Below are 4,063 nucleotides of genomic sequence, written 5' to 3' on the forward strand. Positions count from 1 at the left end.
CATCAACAACGAATGGCATCCCGCTGCCCAGCGACGCGCCGTGGTGCGTGAACATGCTCGATGACGCCCGCGTGGAGGCTGACTTCGCCGCCGCGCGCGACGCAGGCGCCGACGCGATCATCTGCGCGCCGCACTGCGGCACCGAGTACGCCGAGGGCCCGGACGGGGTGCAGACGTACTGGGCGAGGAAGTTCGTCGATCTCGGAGCGGACGCCGTGTTCTGCAACCACCCGCACGTCATCCAGCCCTTCGAATGGCTCGAGGGGCCCGAGGGCAAGCGCGTGCCGGTGTTCTGGTCGCTCGGCAACTTCGTGTCCACGATGGCACGCATGGATGGGATGGTCGGGGCGCTCGGGCACGTGACGCTCGGCTTCTCGGGCGGGAAGTGCTCGGTTGCGGCGGCGGGCATCACGCCGCTCGTTACGCACAAGGCCTTCGGCCCGGAGCTCAGCACCTACTCGCTCGCGGATTACACCGAGGAGCTCGCCGCGGCAAACGCCGTCCGGCGAGACGAGGGCTGCGGGGGCTTCAGCCGCCAATGGTGCGTCGGCTTCTGCGCCGGTCGCCTGGGCGACGGCTTCGATCCAGCGACCTGCGAGTTCACGGCATAGGGCGCCAAGCTGGGGCGGGCGACGGCACCGAGACGCTGGCGGCGGGCGCGCTTTTCGCGGCAAGAAGAAGCGCGAGAATTGCGGCGGGCTTTTGGGTCAGGGCCCCACATCAACGGGGGGAGAACGGTTGAAGGTTAAGACTCTGATCTCTATTGGATCGTCGCTGTCCTTGGCGCTCGCGCTCGGCGGGTGCGCCGCGCCCGCCGTCGACGCGGGAAGCGGCCCTGCGCCCGAGGGGTCCAAAGGGGTCGTCGAGGATCGCGCGGCGGATGCTGTCCCCGATGCGGGGGACAACCAGGCGCAGGCAGATGATGTGAGCGGTGCGAGCGACGACCCAGCCGATGCAACGCCCATCCCTGCGTCCTTGGCCGACGACCTCCGCGCTTCTCTCCACATCTCGGAGCGCTGCTACGAAGACCTCGACCATGGCCCGAAGCCCGCCGACTGCCAGAAGTACATCGTCTTGCACGATACCGAGGGCGATTCGTCCCCGGCGGACACCATCGACTGGTGGGAATCGAACGGCAACCTCGTCGCGGCGCACTTCGTCGTGGGCAAGGACGGCTCGATTGCCCAGTGCGTGCCCCTGGACCGGATCGCGCACCACGCCGGGTTCGGCGACGCGGGGAAGAACGCGCTCTATGGCGTCGAGGACGAGTCCCGCGACGACAAGCTCGGCACGCAGCCCATCGGCCCGGCGCACCCCGACTATGGGATGAACTCCTGGTCGGTCGGCATCGAGATCGTCCATGTGGGCGGGTCGGGCGACTACCCGAAGGTCCAGCTCGAGGCGCTCGACGGGCTCGTCGCCTATATAGATGCGTATTGTGGGTTCGAGAGCACCATCATCGACCACAAGGCGTGGCGCGACGGCAACTCGGACACCTCGCCGGAGTTCGCGGCCTACCTCGCTAATTATCAGGAGACCCGCACGCACGACGGCCAGTCGCGCTAAGAGCGGCACGCTACGCTGCCCATGGGCCCTGCCGCCCATTACGTTAGGAGCAACGATGTTCTGCCCAAGCTGCGGAAAGCAAATCGAGGACGACTCCGTCTTTTGCCCCGAGTGCGGGGCGCGGGTCAAGGTCGGGGCCGTCGGCGACGATGCGGCCGACGCGACCGTCGTGCGCGACCTCGTGTCCAACGGCGGGGGCACCTACCAGCTCACCTTCCAGTCCAACATCCCCGCCGGCTCGACCTCGCCGCGCTCCGTGACCATCGCGCCCGCCGGCTCCGACCGCACGTGGGACGCCGTCGGCTTCACCTACAACCCGCCCGCGCCGAAGGAAGACAAGAAGGACGAGAAGAAGGACGACTCGTCGAGCAAGTCCTCCGACGCCTCGTCTCCGACCAAGGTCGTGGTCGTCCAGCCCGTGGTCGAGCACATCGACTCAGCCGACTACATCCTCCCGAACAGCGACAAGGTCTACTACTCGAGCTCCGACTTCGGCGGGCTTTCCGACTGGGAGCTCTACGTTGCCCGCAACGAGATCTTCGCCCGCCACGGCCGCGCGTTCCGCAACGCCGACCTCGCGCGGTACTTCTCGCGAAAGTCCTGGTACGTGCCGCGGTATTCCTCCGAGGAGTTCGACTCGATGCCCTCGCCGCTCAACGACTACGAGAAAAAGAACGCCGACGCGCTCCTGGCCTACGAGAAGTCGATCGGCTCGCAGTACCTCCACTAACCGTTCGCGGCCTGCGCCGGGCGGGCTGTGTCAGATGACTTATGCCTGACGGGCTGCGTCAGGGCAAATCACAGAGATAGGGGACAGGCACGGGTCCCGCGGCTCAAAAGCGCGGGGCCCGTGCCCGTCCCTTGGGTGCCTTGGCGGCGAATAGACGCCGTAGTTCGGCGGCCGTCCTCTTGAGGCTAGAACGCGATGCCGAGGACGAGGAGTACCGCGCAGATGGCGAGCACGGCGTAGTCGGCGGCGACCATCGGGTAGCGCTTGTAGCTGCTCTCGCGCGTGCGCAGGTAGAACCCGCGCTGCTCGGCGGCGAGGGCCGTGGCGTCCGTCTTGCCCACAGAGCTCACGAGCAGGGGCACGCACAGCGGCAGCATGAGCTGCAGCTTGCGGATGGGGTTCTTTGTGTCGTACTCGACGCCGCGGGCGGTCTGCGCCTCCATGATGGCGTTCATCTCTTGGCTGAACACGGGGACGAAGCGCAGCGCGGTCGTGAAGGTGAACGCGTAGCGGTAAGGAACGTGGAGCACCTCCACCACGGCGTTGGCGAGGTCGTTCAGCTTGGTCACGCTGAGCATGAGGATGAGCGGCAGGGCCACGCCGAGCAGGCGCAGCGCGGCTTTCGTGCCCGTGACCAGGCCGTCGACCGTAACCCAGGCGCAGACGACCGCGCCGGTGCGGATGAAGGCCGTCTGCAGCACGAGCATGATGACGGAAAGAGGGACCATCAGCTTGGCAAGGCTCACCAGGCCCGCGTTCGCGTGCGCGTAGGCGCCGAGCACGAACGTGAGCGCCAGGAGCGCTATGAGGAGCGCGTAGGTGTCCCCGAGGAAGGTGGCGAGGATGATCGCCGCCGCCAGGGCGAGCTTGGTCACGGGGTTCAGCTTGTGCAAAAGGGAAGTGCCCGGAATGTAATCGATGACGCTACCCACGGTGGACCATCTCCTCCACGAGGTCGACGACTTGGGAAACCTCGCTTATGTTCGCGAACGCCGGGTCGACGTCGCGCGCGAGCTCCTTGGAAAGCGCGATGACCTGGGGCGGCTCGACGTAGGCCGCGGCCATCAGGTCGTCGTCGGCGAACACCTGGCTGGCCTCGCCGCGCGCGAGGATGCGGCCGTTGGCCATGACGACCAGGCGCTGCGCGAAGTCGCTCACGACCTCCATGTCGTGGCAGACCATGATCACGGCGCAGCCGCGGCCGGACATCTCGCGCACCGTCTCCATGACGGTCATGCACTCGCGGTAGTCGAGGCCGCTCGTGGGCTCGTCGAGGAGCACGACGTCGGGGTCGAGCACGACGACGGAGGCCAGGGCCACCATCTGGCGCTGCCCGCGGGAAAGCGAGAAGGGCGACTCGTCGAGCGGCAGCCCGAAGCGCTCGGCGACCGCGGCGGCCTTCTGGCGCGCCTTCGGCTCGGGCATGCCGTGGAGCGTGAGACCGAAGGCGACCTCCTCGAGCACGGTGTCCTTGCAGATCTGCCGGTCGGGGTTCTGGAAGAGCGTCGCGCAGTGGGCGGCGATGGTGGAGGTGGGAACGCCCTTGGTGTCGATGCCCGCGATGCGCACGGTGCCGGACGCGGGGCGCAGAAGCCCGTTGAGCAGCTTTGTCAGGGTCGTCTTGCCCGCGCCGTTCTGGCCGACGATGCCCACGAGCTCGCCGGGATAGACGCGCATCTGCAGGTCGTCGACGGTCGCGCCGCCGTTGGGATAGGCGAAGTTCACGTGGTCGAGCTCGACCACCGGCTCGACTCCCTCGGCCTGCGG

General features: G+C 67.6%; 4 protein-coding genes and 1 pseudogene. 3 read left to right on the forward strand and 2 right to left on the reverse strand.

The features are described from left to right. From ACT84W_RS08760 to ACT84W_RS08770, 3 genes and pseudogenes are all read left to right on the forward strand, one after another. Nucleotides 1–611 (forward strand): annotated as a pseudogene (locus ACT84W_RS08760) (CapA family protein); the annotation flags it as partial. A 127-nt stretch (nucleotides 612–738) separates the two neighbouring features. After that, nucleotides 739–1,566: an N-acetylmuramoyl-L-alanine amidase gene (locus tag ACT84W_RS08765; protein ID WP_444328938.1), complete on the forward strand. Its 828-nt coding sequence runs from the start codon at nucleotides 739–741 to the stop codon at nucleotides 1,564–1,566. Nucleotides 1,567–1,621: 55 nt separating this feature from the next. After that, nucleotides 1,622–2,296, forward strand: a complete 675-nt coding sequence (locus ACT84W_RS08770; RefSeq protein WP_444328940.1) for a YARHG domain-containing protein — start codon at nucleotides 1,622–1,624, stop codon at nucleotides 2,294–2,296. A gap of 185 nt (nucleotides 2,297–2,481) precedes the next feature. Here ACT84W_RS08770 and ACT84W_RS08775 read toward each other — a convergent pair whose 3' ends face one another. Both ACT84W_RS08775 and ACT84W_RS08780 read right to left on the reverse strand, forming a co-directional pair. Next, nucleotides 2,482–3,228: an energy-coupling factor transporter transmembrane component T family protein gene (locus ACT84W_RS08775; RefSeq protein ID WP_417576042.1), complete on the reverse strand. Its 747-nt coding sequence runs from the start codon at nucleotides 3,226–3,228 to the stop codon at nucleotides 2,482–2,484. Next, nucleotides 3,221–4,063, reverse strand: an 843-nt coding sequence (locus ACT84W_RS08780; protein WP_444328941.1) for an energy-coupling factor ABC transporter ATP-binding protein, incomplete at its 5' end; no start/stop codon positions are given. The genes ACT84W_RS08780 and ACT84W_RS08775, both read right to left, overlap by 8 nt.

Origin of the sequence: Paratractidigestivibacter sp., assembly GCF_052362415.1 — a bacterium.
In the GTDB taxonomy this organism is placed as follows: domain Bacteria; phylum Actinomycetota; class Coriobacteriia; order Coriobacteriales; family Atopobiaceae; genus Paratractidigestivibacter.